A 21,070-nucleotide genomic window follows, 5' to 3' on the forward strand; every position below is an offset into this window, starting at 1 on the left:
ACGCTCCTCATGACGGGGACGGGGACGGCGGCGGGGGCGTGTCCAGGCGGTCGAACAGCAGCTGGAGCGCGCCCGATTCGGGATGGCGTACGCGGTGCGCGCGCACGCCGAATACGCCGGCCAGCAGCTCCGGCGTGAGGACGTCGTGCGGCGGCCCGGAGGCGGCGATCCGGCCGCCGGCGATGACGTAGAGCTCATCGCAGTGCACGGCGGCCAGGTTGAGGTCGTGCAGCGCGGTCAGTACGGTCGGCCGTTCCTTGGGCTCCGTCCGGACGGCGGTCCCCGCAGCGGTAGTCGGGGGAGCGCCCCCGCCGCGGACCAGCGCCAGGATCTCCAACTGCTGGGCGATGTCCAGGTGGTTGGTGGGTTCGTCGAGGACGAGCACCCGCGGTTCCTGGGCGAGCGCGCGGGCGATCAGTACGCGCTGCTTCTCGCCGCCGGAGAGGCCGAGGAAGCCGCGGCCCGCGAGGTGGGCCGCGCCGACCCGGGACAGCGCCCGTGCGCAGATCTCGGTGTCCGCGGCGCTCGCCCGGCCCGAGCCGCGCTGGTGCGGCAGCCGTCCCATCGCGACGACCTCGGCCGCGGTGAAGTCGAAGTCGGTGCCCGCCTCTTGGGGGAGCGCGGCCAGCAGCCGGGCGCCCTCGCGAGCGGTCATGGCGTGCAGGTCGCTGCCGTCCAGCCGTACGGTCCCGGCCGCCGGGCGCAGCGCCCGGTAGACGCAGCGCAACAGGGTCGATTTCCCGCTGCCGTTGGGGCCGACGAGCCCGATGAGCCGGCCGCTGTCGGCGCTGAGGTCGATGTCGTGGACCAGGCGCCGCCCGGCCACCTCCACCGACAGGCCGGTGATGTCGATCCGCATCAGGCGCCGCCTCCGAAGGAGTAGCCGCGCCGCCGCATCAGCAGCACGAAGCAGGGCACGCCGATGACCGCGGTGATGACCCCGACCGGCAGTTCCACCGGCGCCAGCAGCACCCGCGAGAGCAGGTCGACCCACACCAGCAGCACCGCGCCGAGCAGCGGGGCGACGGCCAGCACCCGGCGGTGGTCGGCGCCGACCAGCATCCGGGTCACATGCGGCACCATCAGCCCGACGAAGCCGATCGCACCGCTGACCGCGACCACCGCGCCGGTGACCGCGGCGGCCGCCACGAACAGTTCGCGGCGCAGCCGCCCGGCGTCCACGCCCAGCGCGGCGGCGGTCTCGTCGCCCATGGCCAGCGCGTTCAGCCGGCCCGCGGAGAGCGAGAGGTGGGCCAGTGCCGCGGCGACCGCGACCGCGGCGATCGGCACCGAGGCCCAGCCGGCCCCGCTCAGGCTGCCGAGCAGCCACATCATCGCCGAGCGGGCCGCCTCGCCGCGGTCGGCGGTGAACACCATCAGCGTGGTGATCGCGGAGAAGCCGTAGTACATCGCGGTGCCGGTGAGCACCAGCCGCAGCGGGGTCAGCCCGTGGGCCGTGCGGGCGGCGGCGTAGACCAGGGCCATGGCGGCCAGTGCGGAGACGAAGGCCGACACCGACAGCGCCCAGACGCCGAGCGCGGCCAGCGCCCCGAAGAGGAGGACCGCGTTGGCGCCGACCGCCGCGCCGGAGGAGATGCCGAGGACGAAGGGGTCGGCGAGCGCGTTGCGGACCAGTGCCTGGACGGCGACGCCGATGGCGGAGAGGCCGGCGCCGACGACCGCGGCGAGCACGGCGCGGGGGAAGCGCAGCTCCCAGACGATGGTGTACGCGGAGACCTCGTCGGCGCGGATGGTGCCGCCGGTCAGCCCGGCGCCCAGATAGCGCAGCACCTGCGGCCAGCCGACGCCGGCGGCGCCGAGGCCGACCCCGCAGAGAACGGAGCCGATGAGGACGACGACGAGGGCGGCCACCAGAGGGGTGGTGCGGGCGGGAGGTGCCAAGGGGCGCACACCTTCGGCTCGGGCCGTGCGTACGGAGACCCGTACGGAAGGAGCGGCGGCCCGGAGCGCGAGGCAGGGCGGCGTCCCCTCGCAGTCCACGGCGAGTTGTCAGGATCCTGCGCCGCCGCGGGCGATCGGGCTTGCGGAAGGGGCTTCCGCTTACCGTTGCGGGTCAGCGCCGGACTCTCACCGGACTTCCCCCGCGGGGCGCGGCCACGGCCTGCCCGATGGGTCAGGCCGTGGCGGGTGGTGTCGGTCAGCCCTCGTAGGGCGTGCCGTCGGGGCGGAAGAAGGCGACCCCGTCCGGCATGTCGTCGGGCAGGCTCTCGGCCCACTCCTTGAGGTCGGTGACCTTCTTGAGGTGCGCGGACATGTACGGGCGCAGCGGCACGTCCGGGGTGGTCTTCTCGCCGACCCACATCAGGTCGCTGTTGACGTAGCCGTAGAGCCGCTTGCCGCCGCTGTACGGGCCGGCGACGGCGGTGCGCGCGACGGCATCGGTGGCCAGGTCGATCTGCGGCTTCTTGTCGGCGAGTTCGCCGTACCAGACCTCGGCCACGCCCTGGTCGCGGATCATCACGACCTCGACCTTGCGGTCCGCGTCGATGCGCCAGTAGCCGGTCTCGCTCTCCAGCGGGCGGACCTTCTTGCCCTCGCTGTCGAGCACCCAGCTGTGCGAGGTGTATTCGAGGAAGTCGCGGCCGTCGTGGGTGAAGGTGACCTCCTGGCCGAAGTTGCACTTCTCGGCGCCGGGGAAGTCGGAGACGCCCGCGCCCTCCCAGCGGCCGAGGAGGAAGGCCAGCGGCACGAGGGACGGGTTCAGGTCGGACGGGATCTCGATCATGAGCTCAGGCGATCTGGTAGGGGATCGGCGGGAGCGCGCGGGGCGCTCCCGTGAAGGGCGGGGTGGCCGGTCGGTCAGCGCTGGCCCTGGTACAGCTTCTTCCAGGTCAGGCCGGCGAAGGCGATCACGCCGACGGCGACCAGGACGAGCAGGGTGGTGAAGACTGCCTCAAGCACGAGCGCGCTCCTTGGGCGGAGTGACGTAATACGGACCGCCTGCGAGTCTAGTCGGCGCCGCCGACCGCGGCGCTGTGAGGTCCACCGCGCACGGTGCGGCCCCGTGACCGGCCCGGACCCACCCCGCAGACCCTAGTCTTTCCCCATGGCGAAGAAGCTCGTGATCAAGGTGACGGCGGGTGCGGACGCGCCCGAGCGGTGCTCGCAGGCGTTCACGGTGGCGGCGGTGGCGGTGGCCAGCGGTGTCGAGGTGTCGCTGTGGCTGACCGGGGAGTCGGTGTGGTTCGCGCTGCCGGGGAAGGCGGCGGAGTTCGAGCTGCCGCACGCCGCGCCGCTGCCGGAGCTGATCGACGGGATCCGGGCGGGTGGCGGGTCGATTACCGTCTGCACGCAGTGCGCGGCCCGGCGCGGCGTCGAGCAGAAGGACCTGATCGACGGGGCACGCATCTCGGGCGCCCAGGTCTTCGTCAGCGAGATCATGCCGGACGGCGTCCAGGCACTCGTCTACTGAGCCGGCCCGCCGGGCGCGTGCCCGTACCGGCGCCCTGCGCCGCTGCCGCTACTGCTGCCGGCGCTGCTGGTCGTCCCGGTCGTCCAGCTCGCGCCACCAGCGGTCGGACTCCGGGTCGCCGCACTCGTCCCACCAGCGCTCGCCGGGCTCCCGGCGGTTGCCGACGACCGCGGCGACGGGCGGGATGACCATGGCGACCACGCACATGGCCACCGCGGCCGGCACCGACCACAGCCGCACCACGCTCCAGGCCAGCACGAACAGCACCAGGCAGACGCCCATCATCACGAAGTACCTGCGATGCCGGCGCTGCGGTGCGGTCAGCGGGCGGTGCGCATGCGCGTACATACGTCCACGGTAAGTCCGCGGCGGTCCGGAAAGAAGCCCGGGAAGGCCGCCGAGCCGCCCGGGAACCGGTCCCGGGACGGCGCGGAGGGCCGCACCCCCAGCCAAGGCGTCCAAACCCCTGGAGTGCGGCCCTCCGGCCTTGCGGACCCGTGGACCGGATCCGTCATCGCGTGCCGTCAGACGGCGATGGCGACCTCCGCCAGTCCGCCCTTCTGGGCGACGACCGTACGGTCCGCGGTGCCGCCCGGGACGAGCGCCCGCACGGTCCAGGTGCCCTCGGCCGCGTAGAAGCGGAACTGTCCGGTCGCGGAGGTGGGAACCTCGGCGGTGAACTCGCCGGTGCTGTCCAGGAGTCGGACGTAACCGGTGACGGGCTCGCCGTCGCGGGTCACGCTGCCCTGGATCGTGGTCTCACCGGGCTTGATCGTCGAGGCGTCGGGGCCGCCGGCCTGTGCTCCACACATAGGGGTACTTCCTTGAGGGGTAAGGGAGAAAGCTCTCTCGGTTACTTGTTGGCGCCGAGCTCGATCGGGACGCCGACCAGCGAGCCGTACTCGGTCCAGGAGCCGTCGTAGTTCTTGACGTTGCTCTGGCCGAGCAGCTCGTGCAGCACGAACCAGGTGAGCGCGGACCGCTCACCGATGCGGCAGTAGGCGATGGTGTCCTTCGCGAGGTCGACGGACTCCTCCTCGTAGAGGGCCTTCAGCTCCTCGTCGGACTTGAAGGTGCCGTCGTCGTTGGCGTTCTTCGACCACGGGATGTTGCGGGCACTGGGCACGTGGCCGGGGCGCTGCGACTGCTCCTGCGGGAGGTGGGCGGGCGCGAGCAGCTTGCCGCTGAACTCGTCGGGCGAGCGGACGTCGACCAGGTTCTTGTCGCCGATCGCGGCGACCACGTCGTCACGGAAGGCACGGATCGAGGTGTCCTGGGCCTTGGCCTTGTACTCGGTGGCGGGGCGCTGCGGCACCTGCGCGCCGTCGACCAGGTCGCGGGAGTCCAGCTCCCACTTCTTGCGACCGCCGTCGAGCAGCTTGACGCTGTCGTGGCCGTAGAGCTTGAAGTACCAGTAGGCGTAGGACGCGAACCAGTTGTTGTTGCCGCCGTAGAGGATGACGGTGTCGTCGTTGGCGATGCCCTTGGCGGACAGCAGCTTCTCGAAGCCCGCCTGGTCCACGAAGTCGCGGCGCACCGGGTCCTGGAGGTCCTTCTTCCAGTCGATCCGGACGGCGTTCTTGATGTGGTTCTTGTCGTAGGCCGAGGTGTCCTCGTCGACCTCGACGAGGACGACCTTGGGGTCGTCGATGTGGGCCTCGACCCAGTCGGCGTCTACGAGGACGTCGCTGCGGCTCATGTTCTTCTCCTCCGGGGCAGTTGCGGGGGCGGGTTGAGGGGTGCGCACGGGTACTCCCGAGGGAGCGCGGCGTGGCCAGGGGCACGCGGCGCTGTGCGGGATTCGTGAGGGGGACGGCCTCTGGGGGCGGGCCGGCCGGCTGACGACGGGAGCAGACGGCCCGTCAGGCAGGGCGACAGAGCATGGCGGCGACGCGGCACAGGTCGACTGCCCGCCGCTTCGTGAGTACCGCCTGTCCCCGTGGACGGAGACCGCTCAATGCGCTCTGCATGGCACCGATCGTAGGGACGGAGAGCGGGGCATGTCACCGGTGTGTCATATGGCGAGATGTGATTGTCCGCGATGCGGGACACGCATGCCGCGGGCGCGGGCGGGAACCGCCACGCGGGGGGTCGGTGCAGGTGGGGGGTCTGGCCTGCGGACCGGGGTGTCTCAGGGTGTGGACGGGTGGCGGTCCGGTGGGGCGGTCCGCCACCCGTACGGGCGGGTCAGCCGGTGAGCTTGACGTTGGTGCCGGACGCGGTGACGGTGATGCCCTGCGCGGTCGTGGTCACCTTGTCCAGCTTCAGGTTGCCGGGCAGCTGGTCCAGCTTCCAGGCGTGGTCGGTCTGCGAGCGGACCGACTTCTCGCAGCCGGGGATGGCCCGGCACATCGCCGGGATGCCGTCGGCGCGCACCTGCACGGAGTCGCCGTGGACGATGTTGATCGAGCCGGTGACGTCCAGCGAGTTGAGGATCGGGACGTTGGGCGAGATCTTGACCTGGGCGCGGCCGTTCTTCTCGCCGCCGTAGCCGATCTTGACGCCGCCACCCGCCGCGTTGGTCAGGTCCGCGAAGCTGATCTCGGCGGTGGCGGTGGCCGAGCCGGCACTCTCGATGGAGGAGTAGTCGCTGGTCAGCGCGACGTCGTGGAACTGCGCCGACAGATGCTTGAGGGTCAGCGTGCGGCCCGCGGACTTGGCCGCGAGGTGGTCGAGGTCGGCGTCGACCTCCTGGAGGTTGCGGCCGGCGACCTGGGTCAGGAACGGGAAGCCCTTGATGGAGACGTCGGGGGTCGAGGAGATCCCCTGCATGTTGCGGAGCTTGTCCGCGGCCTTGCCCTCGGCGATATTGACCGCGACGCGGTCGGCGGCCACGAACAGCCCCCCGAATATGATGACGAGGACCAGCAGCACCTTGAGTGCGCGCATCGAACCACTACCCCACATATGACAGTTGGGCCGGTCGCCCCGGCCGTTGCGTCTACTCCGTCTACGCAGACCCCCCGGCCCGCGCTTCCCGGCACCCTAGACGACCCGATCGGCGTAACGGGAGCGGCGGCCGTGCCGAGCGCGGAATGGTGCGCTCGGCACGGCCGCCGAGGTGTGCGCGGGGTACGGGGCCCGCGGGGTACGGGGCCTGTGGGCCGGCCGTACGGCCGGGGGTCAGCCCAGGGCGCGCCCGAGGACGTACACCGCGGGTGCCGCGAGGGCCAGCGGCAGGGCGACGCCGGCCGTCATGTGGACGAAGCGGGAGGGGTAGTCGTAGCTGGCCACCCGCAGGCCGATCAGGGCGCAGCCGCCGGCCGCCAGGCCCAGCACGGCGCCGGACGGTCCCAGCCCGGTCAGCTGCCCGGCCGCGATGCCGGCGCCGGCCGCGGCCAGCAGGGCGATGACGAGGGACAGCACGGAGGGCAGCGGCACCGCGCGGGCGAGGGCGGCCAGCGCGACCGCGGCGGCGCCGACCACCACCGCGTCCGGATCGGCGGCCAGCTGGCCGGAGGCGAGCACCACCAGCGCGGACGAGGTCAGGCCCGCGGTGAGCGCGTACATCCGCTCGTCCGCGCTGCTGCGGTTGCGCAGCTGGAGGACGAGCACCAGCAGGCACCACACGCCGAGCGTGCCGAGGGCCACCAGCGGCGCGTCCTCACGGGGCGTCGCCAGCAGCGCGACATCGGTGGTCACACCGCCGAGGAAGGCTAGCGCGATGCCCTGGCGGGCGGGCCACATGCCGTTCAGCCGGAACCAGCCGGCGGCGGTGACGGCCTGGAGCAGCACCACCGGCACGAGGAGCGCCGGGCGGGCGACCGGCGCGGCCACCGCGATCAGCAGCGCGAGCAGGGCGGTGAGCGCGGCCGGCTGGATACCGGGCGGGATGATCGGCGAGCGGCCCTCGGCGCGGGCGATCTGGTGGGGCTTGAGCGGCGCGGTGGTGACGGGTGCGTCGCGGGCGGTGGTGGCGGCCGGTGCGGGCCCGGTCTGTGCGGGGCCGGCCGGTGTCATGGCGGCGGTGACCGTGGTCTGGTGCTGGGGTGGGACCTGCGTGGCGTACGGGTCCGGCACGTAGGGGGCCTGGTGCGGCTGCGCGTACGGGTCGGGACCGCCGTAGCCGTAGGGCTGCTGCGGCTGATGCCGTGGCGGCTGCTGGACGTAGGCGTCGTACGGCTGGTGCCCGTACGGGTCGCCGTAGATCCGCTGCGGGTCGTACCCGGGGTGCGGGGGCTGGGGTGCGTAGCGGGAGTTGTCGCCGCGCAGCGGGGTCGTCGGGGGGCGATTGTCGGGTGACGGGGGAGCGTAGCGGGGGGTGTCGCCGCGTAGCGGGGGCGGTGACGGGTGGGCGTACGGGTCGTACGGGTACTGCTCGGGGTGCTGCGGCTGGTTGTCGCTCATGATCGGGTGCTCATCCTCCGGCGAACGGCGGCAGGACCTCGACGGTGCCGCCCTGGGGCAGCGGCACGTCCGCGTGGTCGCGGGTGCCGACCTGAACGCCGTCCACCAGGAAGGAACAGCGCAGCAGGACGCGCGCGAACTCCGGGTTCGCGGCATGCGCTCGCCGGGCCGCGTCGAGCGCCTCGGCGAGCGTCGCCGCCGCGTACGGCTCCTCTGCCGTACCGGCGGCGGCCTTGGCCGCGGCCCAGTAGCGCACGGTGCCTGTTGTTGTCACGGCGGCCTCTTCGTGTCGGGGGCTCTTGCCGCCTCCATGATGGCCTACGCGGCGGCCGGTCCGGATGCGGGCAAGTTCCGGCGAAGGCCGTCCGCGCGTCACGGCGTTTCCGGCATACATCGGAGAAATTCGGTTGCCGAGGGCAAGTGTTCGCATAGGCTCCCGGATGTGTTGGTCCGACTCGCGCGGGCGCATCTGCGGCCCTACAGGCGCTCGATATCCCTGATCGTCCTGCTCCAGCTGATCCAGACGTTGGCAACCCTCTATCTGCCCACCCTCAACGCCGACATCATCGACGACGGTGTCGTGAAGGGCGACACGGGCTACATCCTCCGCACCGGCGGATTCATGATCGTGGTGACCGCCCTGCAGATCGTGTGCGCCGTCACCGCGGTCTACTTCGGCGCCCGTACGGCCATGGGGCTCGGCCGGGACGTCCGGGCCGCGGTCTTCGACCAGGTGCAGTCCTTCTCCGCGCGGGAAGTGGGCACGTTCGGCGCGCCGTCGCTGATCACCCGCACCACCAATGACGTCCAGCAGGTGCAGATGCTGGTGCTGATGACCTTCACGATGATGGTCTCGGCGCCGATCATGTGCGTCGGCGGCATCCTCATGGCGCTCAACCAGGACGTGCCGCTGTCGGCCCTCCTCCTGGTCATCGTCCCGGTCCTCGGGATCCTCGTCTCACTGATCGTGCGCCGGATGCGTCCGCTGTTCCGCGGGGTGCAGACCCGCATCGACACCGTCAACCGCGTGCTGCGCGAGCAGATCACCGGTATCCGGGTCATCCGCGCCTTCGTCCGCGACCGGCACGAGCGTGCGCGGTTCGGCGCCGCCAACCACGATCTGTTCGACGTGTCGCTGCGCGCCGGGCGGCTGATGTCGATGATGTTCCCGCTGGTCATGCTGATCGTGAACCTCTCCAGCGTGGCCGTGGTGTGGTTCGGCGGACTGCGCATCGACAGCGGTCGGATGCAGATCGGCGCACTGACCGCGTTCCTCAGCTACCTGATGTACATCCTGATGTCGATCATGATGGCGACGTTCATGGTGATGATGCTGCCGCGGGCGGAGGTCTGCGCCGAGCGCATCCAGGAGGTGCTGACCACCGACTCCAGCGTCACCCCGCCCGCGAACCCGGTCACCGCGCTGCGCCGGCACGGTGAACTGGAGCTGCGCAACGTCGAGTTCCGCTTCCCCGGTGCCGAGCAGCCGGTGCTCAGGGACGTCTCGCTGCTCGCCCGCCCCGGCGAGACCACCGCGGTCATCGGCTCGACCGGATCCGGCAAGTCGACCCTCCTCGGGCTGGTACCGCGGCTGTTCGACGCGACCGGCGGCACGGTCCTGGTGGACGGCGAGGACGTCCGCACCCTGGACCAGGAGACGCTGGCCACCCTCATCGGCCTGGTCCCACAGAAGCCGTACCTCTTCTCCGGGACGGTCGCGAGCAATCTGCGGTACGGCAATCCGGAGGCGACCGACGACGAGCTGTGGCACGCGCTGGAGGTGGCCCAGGCCCGCGAGTTCGTCGAGCGGATGGACGGCGGGCTGGCCGCGCCCATCGCGCAGGGCGGCTCCAACGTCTCCGGCGGCCAGCGGCAGCGCCTGGCCATCGCGCGGGCACTGGTCCGCTGGCCGGAGATCTACCTCTTCGACGACTCCTTCTCGGCGCTGGACTACGCCACGGACGCGGCCCTGCGCGCCGCGCTGTCCCGTGAGACGGGCCGGGCCACCGTGGTGATCGTCGCCCAGCGGGTCGCGACGATCCGCGGTGCCGACCGGATCGTGGTCCTCGACGAGGGCCGGATCGTCGGCACCGGTACCCATGCCGAGCTGATGGCCGGCAACGAGACCTACCGGGAGATCGTGCTCTCCCAGCTCACCGAGCAGGAGGCGGCGTGACCACCGCGGACAAGAGGGCGGCCGGTACGGGGACGGCCGCCGAGGGGGCTCCCGCAGCGGCGCCCGACGGGGCCCCGGCGTCGGCCCCGCGGCGCGGCCCGGCCCCCGGCGGCGGCCCGATGGCCCGCATGATGAGCGGCCCGATCGAGAAGTCCCTCAACTTCAAGGGCTCCGGCAAGCGGCTGCTGGCCCAGATGCGGCCGGAGCGCGGGATCATGGCCGTCGCGCTGCTGCTGGGCGTCCTGAGCGTGGCGCTGACGGTCGTCGGGCCCAAGATCCTCGGCCGGGCCACCGACCTGATCGTGGCGGGGGTCATCGGCCCCCGGGTGCCCGACGGCCTCACCAGGGCGCAGGCCGCCGACTGGCTGCGGGCGCGCGGTCAGGGCGGGCTCGCCGACATGCTCGGCACCATGCCGGTGGTCCCGGGCCACGGCATCGACTTCGGCGCCGTCGGCACCGTCCTGCTCTGGGTGACCCTCATCTACGCGGGCTCCGCGCTCTTCGGCTTCGTCCAGGCCCGGATCGCCACCCTGGTCGTGCAGCGCACCGTCTTCCGGCTGCGCGAGCAGGTCGAGGAGAAGCTGGCCCGGCTGCCGCTGAGCTACTTCGACCGGCAGCAGCGCGGCGAGGTGCTCTCCCGCGCGACCAACGACATCGACAACATCCAGCAGACGCTCCAGCAGACCCTCAGCCAGATAGTGACCTCGCTGCTGACGATCCTGGGCGTGCTGGCCATGATGTTCTGGATCTCGCCGCTGCTGGCGCTGGTCGCGCTGGTCACCGTGCCGGTCTCGGTCCTCGTCGCGGCCAGGATCGGCAAGCGCGCCCAGCCGCAGTTCGTCCAGCAGTGGAAGACGACCGGCAGGCTGAACGCGCACATCGAGGAGATGTACACCGGCCACTCGCTGGTCAAGGTCTTCGGCCGCCGGCGGGAGTCCGCCGAGCTGTTCCGCGAGCAGAACGAGGCGCTCTACGAGGCCGGGTTCAGGGCCCAGTTCATCTCCGGGATCATCCAGCCCGCGATGATGTTCATCGGCAACCTCAACTACGTCCTGGTGGCGGTGGTCGGCGGCCTCCGCGTCGCCGCCGGCGCGCTGTCCATCGGTGATGTGCAGGCGTTCGTCCAGTACTCCCGCCAGTTCAGCCAGCCGCTGACCCAGGTCGCCTCGATGGCCAACCTGGTCCAGTCCGGCGTCGCCTCCGCCGAGCGGGTCTTCGAACTCCTCGACGCCCGGGAGCAGGACCCGGACCCCGAGCGGCCGGCCCGCCCCGACGAGGTCCGGGGCCGGGTCGCCTTCGAGGACGTGTCCTTCCGCTACGACGAGAACAAGCCGCTCATCGACGGTCTCTCGCTGGCCGTCCACCCCGGCCAGACCGTCGCGATCGTCGGCCCGACCGGCGCGGGCAAGACCACCCTGGTCAACCTGCTGATGCGGTTCTACGAGGTCAGCGGCGGCCGGATCACCCTGGACGGGGTGGACATCGCCGGGATGTCCCGCGAGGAGCTGCGCGGCAACATCGGCATGGTCCTCCAGGACACCTGGCTGTTCGGCGGCACCATCGCCGAGAACATCGCCTACGGCGCCCCCGAGGGCACCTCCCTCGACAAGGTCGTCGAGGCTGCCCGGGCCACCCACGTCGACCGGTTCGTGCGCACCCTGCCGGACGGCTACGACACCGTCATCGACGAGGAGGGCGGCAATGTCTCGGTCGGCGAGAAGCAACTGATCACCATCGCGCGGGCGTTCCTCGCCGAGCCGGCCATCCTCGTCCTGGACGAGGCCACCAGCTCGGTCGACACCCGCACCGAGGTCCTCATCCAGCACGCGATGGCCCAACTCCGCACCGGCCGCACCAGTTTCGTCATCGCGCACCGGCTCTCCACCATCCGCGACGCGGACGTCATCCTGGTGATGGAGAACGGCGCGATCGTCGAACAGGGCTCGCACGACGCCCTGTTGGCGGCCGGCGGCGCCTACGCCCGGCTGTACGCGGCGCAGTTCGCGGAGGCGGTGGCGGAGACCGAGTGACCCGCAGCAGCGTGCGCGCCGCCGCCCGCCGTGCGCGTGATCGCCGCCGAACCCCCGCCGGGTCGGCGGCGATCGCCGTACCCGGCGCGGTCCGCGACGGTCGGCGGCCGGCTCAGCCGGTGCGCGCCGCCACCCAGGCGCCGATCCGTCCCGGCAGCGCGTCGTCCGCCGCGTTCTCCGCGTGCCCGAAGCCCCGCTCGCTCCACGGCTCGGCGGTGGCGGGGGCGGCGGCCAGCAGTATGCGGGGGTGGCCGAGGGGGAAGTACGGGCCGCGGTCGCCGTGGACGAGGAGGAGGGGAGTGGGGGCGATCAGCGGGACGGCGCCGGTGGGGGAGAGCGGTACCGGGTCCCGGTCCTCGGGGTGGATTCCGGTCCGCAGGCCGAGGCGGGAGACCAGGCGGCCCATGGGGGGAGTGACGGCCCGGTGGAGCCGGCGCATGGCCGCGGTGCCCTGGTAGGACCGGCGGGCGGGGGCGCTGACGGCGACGACGTCGTCGGGGCGCGCAACCGTGCGCTCCCCGTGCTCCCCCTGGCCGGAAATCGACCCCTGTGGCCCGTACGGCGCGGTCTGCCGCAGGACGACCGAGCCGCCCATGGAGAAGCCGACGGTGGCGACCCGGCGGTGGCCCAGGGCGCGGGCCCGGCGGACCGCGGCGGGCAGGTCCAGGACTTCCCGGTCGCCGACGGTGGAGCGTCCGCCGGAGCCGCCGTGGGCCGGGAAGGAGAACGTGATCACGTCCGCATACTGGGAAAAGGCGACCGCGGCGCGACGCGGTGCGGGTTTTTCCGGGGAGCCGGCGAAGCCGTGCGCGAGGACGATCGCGAGGTCGCCGGCGGGCGCCGCGGCGGGCTCAGGAGGCGCCTGTGCAGGGGCTATTCGGGGGTGTGGACGGCCTCGATCCGTACGCCGCCGTCCGTCAACAATGCCGCGCGGTGACCACTCGAAGTGATCGACGGAACACAAGAACGCGCAAAATCGGCCTCGGGTCCGCAACTCATGTGAGCTATTCTGCTGGGCAAGAAGGATCCGGGCAGCGTCGCCCCCGGGTCCTTTTGTGCTTTCACGCATGCACAGCGCTGTGACCGGAAGCACCCTGTACGAAGCAGAGCCGCAGACTCCCCCCGGCCGGGCCGGGTGGTGCCCCCGTCGCAGGGACCGAGGAGGAACCAGACGTCATGGGCAAGCGAAGCGAGCAGGACAGCGAGCCGCACAGGATGAAGCTCGCCGGAAACCGGGTAGGTGGTCGGAAGTGAGTTCGCTCCTGCTGCTGACCAACGCACTCCAGCCGTCGACGGAGGTGCTTCCGGCGCTCGGCCTGCTGCTGCACAGCGTCCGGGTCGCCCCCGCCGAGGGCCCGGCCCTGATCGACACCCCCGGGGCCGACGTCATACTGATCGACGGCCGCCGCGATCTTCCGCATGTGCGGTCCCTGTGCCAGCTGCTGCGGTCCACGGGCCCGGGCTGTCCCCTGGTGCTGGTGGTGACGGAGGGCGGGCTGGCCGCCGTGACCGCCGACTGGGGCGTCGACGACGTGATGCTCGACACGGCGGGCCCCGCCGAGGTGGAGGCGCGGCTGCGGCTGGCGATGGGCCGCCAGCAGATCACCACCGACAACGGTCCGATGGAGATCCGCAACGGTGATCTCTCGGTGGACGAGGCCACCTACAGCGCCAAGCTGAAGGGCCGCGTGCTGGACCTGACCTTCAAGGAGTTCGAGCTGCTGAAGTACCTGGCGCAGCACCCGGGCCGGGTCTTCACCCGCGCCCAGCTCCTCCAGGAGGTCTGGGGCTACGACTACTTCGGCGGTACCCGCACGGTCGATGTGCACGTCCGGCGGCTGCGCGCCAAGCTCGGCCCAGAGCACGAGTCGCTGATCGGCACGGTCCGCAACGTCGGCTACCGCTTCGTCACGCCGGAGAAGGTGGAGCGGGCGGCGGCCGAGTCCAAGGCCAAGGCGAAGGGCGACGCCGGCCGGGCGGCCGGGGCCGGCGGCGGGGACTCCGCCGCTGGTGACGGCGCTCGCCAGGCGCCCGCGAGTGCGTCCCGGCCGGGTACCGAATCCGCGTCCACAGAGCCTGCCCGCCGGTAGGACCACCCGCGTAGACTGCCGCGCGTGGCCAAGGTGACGCGGGATGACGTAGCAAAACTGGCGGGGACTTCCACTGCCGTTGTCAGTTACGTCATCAACAACGGACCGAGGCCGGTCGCCCCGGCCACGCGCGAGCGGGTGCTCGCCGCCATCAAGGAGCTCGGCTACCGGCCCGACCGGGTCGCGCAGGCGATGGCGTCCCGGCGTACGGACCTCATAGGTCTGATCGTGCCGGACACCCGGCAGCCGTTCTTCGCGGAGATGGCGCACGCCGTCGAGCAGGCCGCCTCCGAGCGCGGAAAGATGGTGCTGGTCGGCAACGCCAACTACATCGACGAGCGCGAGGTGCACTATCTGCGCGCGTTCCTCGGGATGCGGGTCTCCGGGCTGATCCTGATCAGCCAGGGGCCCAGTGAGCACGCCGCCGCCGAGATCGACGCCTGGGACGCCCGGGTGGTGCTGCTGCACCGGCGGCCGGACGCCATCGACGACGTCGCGGTGATGACCGACGACATCTGGGGCGCGCAGCTGGCCACCCGGCATCTGCTGGAGCACGGCCATCCGTACGTGGCCTTCCTGGGCGGTACGGAGGAGACGCCGAAGTCCGGCGACCCGGTCACCGACCACGTGGAGGGCTGGCGGCGGGCCATGCTGGAGTCCGGGAAGGCGACGGAGGGCCGCTACTTCGAGGCCCCGTACAACCGCTATGACGCCTACGACGTCGCGCTGCGGGTGCTGTCCGGGCCGGACCGGCCGCCGGCCATCATGTGCGCCACCGACGACCAGGCGATCGGCGTGCTGCGGGCCGCCCGCGAGCTGCGGATCGACGTACCGGGCGAGCTGGCGGTCGCGGGCTTCGACGACGTGAAGGAGGCCGCGCTCACCGATCCGCCGCTGACCACGGTCGCCTCGGACCGGCAGGCGATGGCGCGGGCGGCGGTCGACCTGGTGCTGGACGACGGGCTGCGGGTGGTCGGCTCGCGCCGGGAGCGGCTGCGGCAGTTCCCGTCGCGGCTGGTCGTCCGGCGGTCCTGCGGCTGCGGGAGCTGAGCGGGCCGGAGGGTGCCCGCGCCGCCGGCCGGGGACCAGTCCCGGCGCCCGGTCGCCGAACCGGGCCGCACCGGGGGCGCCCTTATACCGGGCATACCGACTTCTGTCGGGTCTCTCAGGGCGTTCTCAGACGGTTCTCATGCAGCGCCCCCAAAGTCATAGCCATGACCGAGAGCTACCGCCGCAGCGGCGATGAGATGCCCCAGGACCGGCCGTACGCATACGGCACCGAGTACGGCAGCACCCACGGCGGCGGCCGGGGTGCCGACCAGAGCGGGATGTACGCCGCCGCCGGCGAGTCGGGCACCGTACCGCCGCCCCCGCCGTACGCACCGGGGCACGCGGACGCGGCCGACGCCGGGGCGGCCGAGCCGCGGCGCCGGGCCCGCCGGCCGATCGCGCTGATCGCGGCGGTGGCGCTGGCCTCCGGTCTCATCGGCGGCGGCAGCGCGGCGCTGATCGCCGGCGCCACGCAGAACAGCGCGCAGTCCAGTGGCGTCTCCACCCCGCTCGTCAACGCCGGGCAGAACTCCGGCAGCGGCGTCGCCGGGGTCGCCAAGGCGGTCAGCCCGGCCATAGTGGAGATCAAGGCCCGGTCGGCGGGCGGCGAGTCCACCGGCTCGGGTGTGGTCATCACCAGCAGCGGCGAGATCATCACCAACAACCATGTGGTGTCCGGCGCCCGCAAGGTGACCGTCACCTTCAGCGACGGCAGCCGGAAGACCGCGACGGTCACCGGCACCGACCCCGCCAAGGACCTGGCGCTGATCAAGGTCCAGGGCGCCAGTGGGCTGACCCACGCCCAGCTCGGCGACTCCGGCAAGCTCGCGGTCGGCGACCCGGTGGTGGCGATCGGCTCGCCCGAGGGCCTGACCGGCTCGGTGACCAGCGGTATCGTCTCCGCGCTCAACCGCGATGTGACCGTCCCCAAGGAGAGCGGCCAGGGCCAGGACCAGGGGCAGGGACAGGGCGGCGGCTTCGGCGGCCGGGGCGGCTGGCCGTTCGAGTTCGGCGGCAACCAGTACAACGGCGACACCGGCTCGTCCAAGACCTCGTACAAGGCGATACAGACCGACGCCGCGCTCAACCCCGGCAACTCCGGTGGTGCCCTGATCAACCTCCAGGGGCAGGTCATCGGCATCAACTCGGCGATGTACTCCCCGAGTTCGTCGGACAGCAGCCAGGCGGGCAGCGTCGGCCTGGGCTTCGCGATACCGATCAACACCGTCAAGGCCGACCTGGCCTCGCTGCGCAGCGGCGGCAGCCGCGGCGACAACAGCGGGGTCTGACCGCCCCGCGTCGACCGGGGTGTACGGGCGCCCGTACACCCGGCAGCCCGGGATCCGTGCCAGGCTGAAGGTGAGGAAGGTCCAGCCGGTCCGCCACGCACCCCGAGGTAGCCACGCACATGAGCCCCGCCGAGCACGGTGATCACCCCGCCCGCATCCTGATCGTCGACGACGAGCCCGCGGTCCGCGAGGCCCTGCAGCGTTCGCTCGCCTTCGAGGGGTACGGGACGGAGCAAGCGGTCGACGGCCTGGACGCGGTGGAGAAGGTCGCCGGGTACGACCCCGAACTGATCGTGCTGGACGTGCTCATGCCCCGGATGGACGGGCTCACGGCCGCCCGCCGGCTGCGGGCGAGCGGGGTGACCGTACCGATCCTGATGCTGACCGCCCGGGACACCGTCGGCGACCGGGTCACCGGCCTGGACGCCGGCGCCGACGACTACCTGGTCAAGCCCTTCGAGCTGGACGAGCTGCTGGCCCGTATCCGCGCGCTGCTCCGCCGCAGCTCGTACGCGGCGGCGGCCGGCGCCACCCAGCCCGACGAGAGCGAGCTGCTGACCTTCGCCGACCTGCGGATGAACCTGGGCACCCGCGAGGTCGTGCGCGGCAGCCGCCCCGTCGAGCTGACCCGCACCGAATTCACCCTCCTGGAGATGTTCCTGGCCCATCCGCGCCAGGTCCTCACCCGCGAACAGATCCTGAAAGCCGTATGGGGCTTCGACTTCGAACCGACCTCCAACTCCCTGGACGTATACGTGATGTACCTGCGCCGCAAGACGGAGGCGGGCGGCGAGCCGCGGCTGGTCCACACCGTCCGGGGGGTCGGCTACGTCCTGCGGCTGGACGGCGGCGCGGAATGAGCGCCACCGGCGAGCCGAACGGGCCGGACGACACCGGCCGTTCCCGGTACGGCCTGACCCGCTACCACCAACTGCCGCTGCGCTCCCGGCTGGCGCTGCTCACCGCGGTCGCGGTCGCCTTCGCGGTGGCCCTGTCGGCCGCCGCCTGCTGGCTGATCACCCGCGACCGGCTCACCGAGCAGCTCGACACGACGCTGAGCACCGTCGACGTGAACTCCGACTACGTCCAGGCGCTCAGCGCCCGCTGCGTCACCGGCACGCTGCCCAACGTCCGCTTCCAGCCCACCCCGTACACCATCCAGCTGGTCACCCCGTCCGGCTATGTCTGCACCTCGCCGGACAAGTGGCAGATCCCCGCCCAGCGCAAGGACGAGGCGGTCGCCGACGGGCGGCTGGCCGGCGCCGTGCACACCACCAAGGACGTGAACGGCACCGAGATGCGGGTCTCGACCGTGCCCTACCGCGGGCCGGGCACCGACATCCAGGGCAACCACCTGGCGATCTCCGTGGCCGCGCCGATGGACCAGGTCACCGACCCGCTCAACCAGCTCGCGCTGGTACTGCTGGTCGTCGCCGGGGTCGGGGTGCTGGGCGCCGCCACCGCCGGCCTGTGGGTGGCCCGCGCGGGCCTCAAGCCGGTGGACCGGCTGACCGACGCCGTCGAGCATGTCGCCCGCACGCAGGACCTGACCATCCGCATCCCCACGGACGGCGAGGACGAGATCGCCCGCCTCTCCCGGTCCTTCAACGCGATGACCGCCGCGCTGGCCGCCTCCCGCGAGCTCCAGCAGCAGCTGATCGCCGACGCCGGTCACGAACTCCGTACGCCGCTCACCTCCCTCCGTACCAACATCGACCTCCTGGAGCGCAGCGAACGCTCCGGCCGGCAGATCCCGGCGGCCGACAAGGCGGCCCTGCTGACCTCGGTCAAGGCCCAGATGGGCGAGCTGGCCGCCCTCATCGGCGACCTCCAGGTGCTCTCCCGCCCGCCCGAGAACGGCCCCGGCGCCCCCTCGGCGGCGATCCGCGTCGTGGCGCTTCACGACATCGTCGGCTCCGCCCTCGAACGCGCCCGGCTGCGCGGCCCGTCGCTGGCCATCACCGCCGACCTCGACCCCTGGTACGTACGCGCCGAACCGGCCGCCCTGGAGCGCGCGGTGGTCAACCTCCTCGACAACGCCGTCAAGTTCAGCCCGTCCGGCGGCACGGTCGAGGTCCGCCTGAAGAGCGGCGCGCTGACGGTACGGGACCACGGCCCCGGCATCCCCGAGGACGAACTCCCGCATGTCTTCGAGCGCTTCTGGCGCTCGCCGTCCGCCCGCAGCCTGCCCGGCAGCGGTCTGGGCCTGTCCATCGTGGCCCGCACGGCGGAACAGGCGGGCGGCGGGGTACGCCTGCGCAACGCACCGGGCGGCGGTACGGAGGCCCTGCTGACCATGCCGGGGGCGGCCACTCCGCCACCGGAGACGCCGGGGGCGTCGGGTGGGGCGCCGGGGGAGCCGGGGGCGCCCGACGAGAAACCGGGCACACCGGACGCACCGGACGCACCGGGGTCGGCGTAACGGGGCCGGGGCCGGGGCCCGTCAGGATCCGCGTCAGCGCATCCGGAACACCTGGTTGGGCCGGCCGTTGCACTCCCACTGGATGATCGGCGTCTCGTCCGCCGGGCTTCCGCCGCGCACGTCAAGGCACTTGCCGGCGAAGGTGCCGATCTCGAAATACCCGTCGCCGACCTCCCGGATCCGGAACAGCTGGTTGTGTCCGCCGTTGCACCCCCACTGGATGATCGGTGTTCCGTCCGCCGGGTTCGCACCCCGCACATCGAGACACTTGTCCGCGAAGGTGCGGATCTCGAACGTGTCCCCACCGCGGGGGACGAACCGGAATTCCTGGTTGGGTCCCCCGTTGCATTCGTACTGGATGACGGGGACATCGTCCGCGGCGCTGCGCCGCGCGACATCCAGGCACTTGTGCGCGAACGTCTCGATCCGGTGCTGCCCGGCCTCCTCCGGAGCCCGCGCCCTGCTCTGCGCACCGGCGCCGGGAGCCACCACCGCAACCGAGGCCGTCACGGCCAGAACGGCCAGGGCCCGCCCCCAGGTCTTTCCGCGAGAACGCACGACGCCCACCTCTTCCCTGTTTTCCGGGATGTGTTTCGGACGCGGCCAGAGTGCCAACGAATGCGGCGGTCCGGTGGGCTCGTTATCGGCGTTCACCCCAACGCGTGGCGCGGGCCTCGGCAAACTCGAAACCGGCAATTGTCCGATTCAGCCGCCCCGTGATCCCGTCCCCTGCTTTCCTCCCTTCCCCGCTTCCCCCGCTCTCCCGGCTCCCCCTATTTCCCCTTCTTCCCCTTCTTCGCCGCATCGCCGAACGGCAGGTGCGCCCCCGTCAGATCGGCCCGGATACCGTCGCTCTCCACGGAGATGTTCCGCAGCCGGATATCGCCCGGCGTCTTCGGGAGCTGGAAGGAGAGCGACAGCCGGTCGGCGATCTGCGGCTTGGTCAGACCGGTCAGCGCGCCGAGCACCTTCGGGTCGATGCCGACCTTCTGGAGCAGCCAGGGGTGGTCCGTCACCACGTCGACCAGGTTGACCTGCATCAGCTGGTGGATGAAGTGCGGCGACCCGATCAGCTCGTGCAGCTTGTCGTCGCTGCGGAGCGCCGCGTCGATGTATTCCTTCGGGATTCCGATGCGTTCCGCGATGGCCGGAATACTCAGCATCGCCTTCACCTTGGCGGCCTGCCGGCTGACCTCGGCGGCGGCCTTGGGGGTCAGCCGCAGCCCCTCGTCCTTTCCGGTGCCCGGACGGTAGACGGCGACATCGCCGATGTCGAGCTGCATCCGGCTGATGTCGGTGGAGATTCCCCGTTCGCCGTTGCGCTGAATGCGTGCCTCGGCGTGAACGCGCAACTTGTAGCCCGCGATGGGCAGTTCGCCGACCGCCCGGACGCCGTTCGTGCCCATTCCGCTGAACTTCACCTGGGAGGCGCCGAGTTCACGATTCATGTCATCGAAGGCCAGCAGCACACTGCCGTGCATGGCGCCGATGGTGGCGCCCTTGATATCGGACGGCAGATCCCCGTCCAGCCGGATGTCCTTCGCGGTCGCCTCGACCTTCGCCAGCGAGACGCGGTCCGCGGCGACGTTGGGAACCACGACGTCCACCTGGTCCAGCCGCTTGTCCAACACCTGGGTGAGGAAGGGGAATCCCTTGATGTCGACCTCCGGCCTGGCCTGGAGGTGCAGCGCCTTCTTCACCTCCTCCTCGGCCTTGTTCTGCGCGTAGAGGACGGCGAATCGGTCGCCGAGGGTGAGCACTCCGGCGCACAGCGCCAGGGCGACCAGCAGCTTGATGGTGCGCGGTACGGCCGCGAACCGGCTGATCCCGCGTTTCATCCGGCGGTGGTTGGGCGGCGCCCACTGCTCGTCGTCGTCATCCGGGCGCAGCCCCAGACCCAGCGGGTCGTCGCTGTCATCACGCTCGTTGAGATACGCACGCCGTCGGGATCCCGCCGGATACTCCGCGGCGTATCCCGGCTCCGGCCGCGGCTCCGGATCCGCCAGGGCGGCCAGATCCGCGTACGGATTGACCTTTTCGAGCTCTCTGGTGTCGCCCTGGGAGTCGTCCCGGCCGCCCGGCGCAGGGGAATGGGGGGACTGCTGAGCGGCGGGTACCGGCGAGGGTGAAGATATGCGTATGGGGGTTCGCATCCGAACATCCCACCATGAGCGGGACCCCGCAGCGCAAGTCTTACCCGCGGAATGTGAGATACACGAAAGTTGTCCGGACG

General features: G+C 71.8%; 20 protein-coding genes and 1 riboswitch. Of the genes, 8 read left to right on the forward strand and 12 right to left on the reverse strand.

The genetic code is table 11. The features are described 5' to 3' along the window. Window positions 1-7: 7 nt before the first annotated feature. From RZ84_RS20895 to RZ84_RS20905, 3 genes are all read right to left on the reverse strand, one after another. Entirely contained in the window at window positions 8-859 is an 852-nt protein-coding gene (locus RZ84_RS20895) for an ABC transporter ATP-binding protein (RefSeq protein ID WP_043265570.1), read from the reverse strand. Further along, window positions 859-1,902 carry a FecCD family ABC transporter permease gene (locus RZ84_RS20900; RefSeq protein ID WP_043265571.1) on the reverse strand — a complete coding sequence of 348 codons (1,044 nt, stop codon included), beginning with the start codon at window positions 1,900-1,902 and terminating at the stop codon, window positions 859-861. The genes RZ84_RS20895 and RZ84_RS20900 overlap by 1 nt, the downstream gene beginning before the upstream one ends. Window positions 1,903-2,009: 107 nt before the next feature. Further along, a riboswitch (cobalamin riboswitch) is annotated at window positions 2,010-2,138 on the reverse strand. A gap of 20 nt (window positions 2,139-2,158) precedes the next feature. After that, a complete protein-coding gene (locus tag RZ84_RS20905; protein WP_043265572.1) occupies window positions 2,159-2,746 on the reverse strand; it encodes a heme-binding beta-barrel domain-containing protein in 588 nt (195 codons plus the stop codon). A gap of 321 nt (window positions 2,747-3,067) precedes the next feature. Between RZ84_RS20905 and RZ84_RS20915 the strand changes: the two genes are divergently transcribed. Beyond that, window positions 3,068-3,433 (forward strand): DsrE family protein, encoded by a 366-nt coding sequence (locus RZ84_RS20915; RefSeq protein WP_043265573.1) that lies wholly within the window; start codon window positions 3,068-3,070, stop codon window positions 3,431-3,433. Between the two features lie 48 nt (window positions 3,434-3,481). Here RZ84_RS20915 and RZ84_RS20920 read toward each other — a convergent pair whose 3' ends face one another. From RZ84_RS20920 to RZ84_RS20945, 6 genes are all read right to left on the reverse strand, one after another. Next, entirely contained in the window at window positions 3,482-3,781 is a 300-nt protein-coding gene (locus RZ84_RS20920) for a DUF3099 domain-containing protein (protein WP_078894023.1), read from the reverse strand. 176 nt (window positions 3,782-3,957) lie between these two features. Then, on the reverse strand, window positions 3,958-4,245 hold the full coding sequence (locus RZ84_RS20925; protein WP_016579053.1) for a DUF1416 domain-containing protein: 288 nt from the start codon (window positions 4,243-4,245) through the stop codon (window positions 3,958-3,960). Between the two features lie 41 nt (window positions 4,246-4,286). Beyond that, complete coding sequence (locus RZ84_RS20930; RefSeq protein WP_043265574.1) at window positions 4,287-5,132, reverse strand: sulfurtransferase; 846 nt, start codon at window positions 5,130-5,132, stop codon at window positions 4,287-4,289. A gap of 488 nt (window positions 5,133-5,620) precedes the next feature. Further along, window positions 5,621-6,322: an LmeA family phospholipid-binding protein gene (locus RZ84_RS20935; protein WP_043265575.1), complete on the reverse strand. Its 702-nt coding sequence runs from the start codon at window positions 6,320-6,322 to the stop codon at window positions 5,621-5,623. A 234-nt stretch (window positions 6,323-6,556) separates the two neighbouring features. Continuing rightward, entirely contained in the window at window positions 6,557-7,780 is a 1,224-nt protein-coding gene (locus RZ84_RS20940) for a membrane protein (RefSeq protein ID WP_043265576.1), read from the reverse strand. 10 nt (window positions 7,781-7,790) lie between these two features. Further along, window positions 7,791-8,036 carry a MoaD/ThiS family protein gene (locus RZ84_RS20945; protein ID WP_043265577.1) on the reverse strand — a complete coding sequence of 82 codons (246 nt, stop codon included), beginning with the start codon at window positions 8,034-8,036 and terminating at the stop codon, window positions 7,791-7,793. A gap of 186 nt (window positions 8,037-8,222) precedes the next feature. Between RZ84_RS20945 and RZ84_RS20950 the strand changes: the two genes are divergently transcribed. After that, complete coding sequence (locus tag RZ84_RS20950) at window positions 8,223-9,956, forward strand: ABC transporter ATP-binding protein (RefSeq protein WP_043265578.1); 1,734 nt, start codon at window positions 8,223-8,225, stop codon at window positions 9,954-9,956. 128 nt (window positions 9,957-10,084) lie between these two features. After that, window positions 10,085-11,986, forward strand: coding sequence for an ABC transporter ATP-binding protein (locus RZ84_RS20955; RefSeq protein ID WP_078894704.1), 1,902 nt, complete (start codon window positions 10,085-10,087; stop codon window positions 11,984-11,986). A 112-nt stretch (window positions 11,987-12,098) separates the two neighbouring features. Here RZ84_RS20955 and RZ84_RS20960 read toward each other — a convergent pair whose 3' ends face one another. Then, window positions 12,099-12,863 carry an alpha/beta fold hydrolase gene (locus RZ84_RS20960; RefSeq protein WP_043270425.1) on the reverse strand — a complete coding sequence of 255 codons (765 nt, stop codon included), beginning with the start codon at window positions 12,861-12,863 and terminating at the stop codon, window positions 12,099-12,101. 373 nt (window positions 12,864-13,236) lie between these two features. Between RZ84_RS20960 and RZ84_RS20965 the strand changes: the two genes are divergently transcribed. From RZ84_RS20965 to RZ84_RS20985, 5 genes are all read left to right on the forward strand, one after another. Next, complete coding sequence (locus RZ84_RS20965) at window positions 13,237-14,076, forward strand: response regulator transcription factor (RefSeq protein ID WP_043265580.1); 840 nt, start codon at window positions 13,237-13,239, stop codon at window positions 14,074-14,076. Window positions 14,077-14,100: 24 nt separating this feature from the next. After that, complete coding sequence (locus RZ84_RS20970) at window positions 14,101-15,126, forward strand: LacI family DNA-binding transcriptional regulator (RefSeq protein WP_043265581.1); 1,026 nt, start codon at window positions 14,101-14,103, stop codon at window positions 15,124-15,126. Window positions 15,127-15,290: 164 nt separating this feature from the next. After that, the gene (locus tag RZ84_RS20975; RefSeq protein ID WP_043265582.1) at window positions 15,291-16,415 is read left to right on the forward strand and encodes a S1C family serine protease; all 1,125 of its coding nucleotides are present in this window, start codon (window positions 15,291-15,293) and stop codon (window positions 16,413-16,415) included. 119 nt (window positions 16,416-16,534) lie between these two features. Continuing rightward, window positions 16,535-17,275, forward strand: a complete 741-nt coding sequence (locus RZ84_RS20980; protein ID WP_043265583.1) for a response regulator transcription factor — start codon at window positions 16,535-16,537, stop codon at window positions 17,273-17,275. After that, window positions 17,272-18,837 carry a HAMP domain-containing sensor histidine kinase gene (locus tag RZ84_RS20985; protein WP_078894025.1) on the forward strand — a complete coding sequence of 522 codons (1,566 nt, stop codon included), beginning with the start codon at window positions 17,272-17,274 and terminating at the stop codon, window positions 18,835-18,837. The genes RZ84_RS20980 and RZ84_RS20985 overlap by 4 nt, the downstream gene beginning before the upstream one ends. 33 nt (window positions 18,838-18,870) lie before the next feature. On the opposite strand, the gene RZ84_RS20990 is transcribed toward RZ84_RS20985, so the two are convergent. Continuing rightward, complete coding sequence (locus tag RZ84_RS20990; protein ID WP_157878869.1) at window positions 18,871-19,395, reverse strand: RICIN domain-containing protein; 525 nt, start codon at window positions 19,393-19,395, stop codon at window positions 18,871-18,873. Between the two features lie 215 nt (window positions 19,396-19,610). Then, window positions 19,611-20,990, reverse strand: coding sequence for an LmeA family phospholipid-binding protein (locus RZ84_RS20995; RefSeq protein WP_043265584.1), 1,380 nt, complete (start codon window positions 20,988-20,990; stop codon window positions 19,611-19,613). Window positions 20,991-21,070: the final 80 nt, after the last annotated feature.

Source organism: Streptomyces sp. CT34, assembly GCF_000805335.1.
Classification (GTDB): domain Bacteria; phylum Actinomycetota; class Actinomycetes; order Streptomycetales; family Streptomycetaceae; genus Streptomyces.

Excerpts from the sequence above, each read along its gene's own strand:
- RZ84_RS20905 (WP_043265572.1), bottom strand. The coding sequence starts at position 2,746 with ATGATCGAGATCCCGTCCGACCTGAACCCGTCCCTCGTGCCGCTGGCC.
- RZ84_RS20925 (WP_016579053.1), bottom strand. The coding sequence starts at position 4,245 with ATGTGTGGAGCACAGGCCGGCGGCCCCGACGCCTCGACGATCAAGCCC.
- RZ84_RS20935 (WP_043265575.1), bottom strand. The coding sequence starts at position 6,322 with ATGCGCGCACTCAAGGTGCTGCTGGTCCTCGTCATCATATTCGGGGGG.
- RZ84_RS20980 (WP_043265583.1), top strand. The coding sequence starts at position 16,535 with ATGAGCCCCGCCGAGCACGGTGATCACCCCGCCCGCATCCTGATCGTC.
- RZ84_RS20940 (WP_043265576.1), bottom strand. The coding sequence starts at position 7,780 with ATGAGCGACAACCAGCCGCAGCACCCCGAGCAGTACCCGTACGACCCG.
- RZ84_RS20985 (WP_078894025.1), top strand. The coding sequence starts at position 17,272 with ATGAGCGCCACCGGCGAGCCGAACGGGCCGGACGACACCGGCCGTTCC.
- RZ84_RS20995 (WP_043265584.1), bottom strand. The coding sequence starts at position 20,990 with ATGCGAACCCCCATACGCATATCTTCACCCTCGCCGGTACCCGCCGCT.
- RZ84_RS20955 (WP_078894704.1), top strand. The coding sequence starts at position 10,085 with ATGATGAGCGGCCCGATCGAGAAGTCCCTCAACTTCAAGGGCTCCGGC.
- RZ84_RS20920 (WP_078894023.1), bottom strand. The coding sequence starts at position 3,781 with ATGTACGCGCATGCGCACCGCCCGCTGACCGCACCGCAGCGCCGGCAT.
- RZ84_RS20895 (WP_043265570.1), bottom strand. The coding sequence starts at position 859 with ATGCGGATCGACATCACCGGCCTGTCGGTGGAGGTGGCCGGGCGGCGC.
- RZ84_RS20930 (WP_043265574.1), bottom strand. The coding sequence starts at position 5,132 with ATGAGCCGCAGCGACGTCCTCGTAGACGCCGACTGGGTCGAGGCCCAC.
- RZ84_RS20915 (WP_043265573.1), top strand. The coding sequence starts at position 3,068 with ATGGCGAAGAAGCTCGTGATCAAGGTGACGGCGGGTGCGGACGCGCCC.
- RZ84_RS20975 (WP_043265582.1), top strand. The coding sequence starts at position 15,291 with ATGACCGAGAGCTACCGCCGCAGCGGCGATGAGATGCCCCAGGACCGG.